Source organism: Bacillus sp. SIMBA_074 (assembly GCF_046534555.1).
In the GTDB taxonomy this organism is placed as follows: domain Bacteria; phylum Bacillota; class Bacilli; order Bacillales; family Bacillaceae_G; genus Bacillus_A; species Bacillus_A mycoides.
Genome location: NZ_JAWRYM010000498.1, coordinates 1 through 273, shown reverse-complemented (window position 1 = coordinate 273; position 273 = coordinate 1). Strand labels below are relative to the sequence as shown.

Annotated in this window: 1 protein-coding gene; it reads left to right on the top strand. The window is 40.7% G+C overall.

Going from position 1 to position 273, the window contains the following annotated elements; genetic code table 11:
- On the top strand, positions 1 to 273 hold a 273-nt coding region (locus tag SB773_RS31730; protein ID WP_410594296.1), incomplete at both ends, for an ABC transporter substrate-binding protein.

Genomic DNA, 273 nt, shown 5'->3' with positions numbered 1-273 from the left:
GATTAAAGAGGATCCTGAGACTGTTAAAGCATTCGTTCATGCAGCTTCGAAAGGGTACCAGTTTGCAATTAAGAATCCTGATGATGCAGCGGACATATTAAGTAAGTCTGCACTTGATCTAGATCCAAAACTAGTGAAGAAAAGCCAGGAGTGGCTTGCAGATAAGTATCAGGATGATGCTCCGCGTTGGGGTGAACAAAAGCTTGAAATCTGGAAGAATTATAGTGATTGGATGAAGGAAAATAAGCTTCTTGAAGGTGATTTCAATCCTGA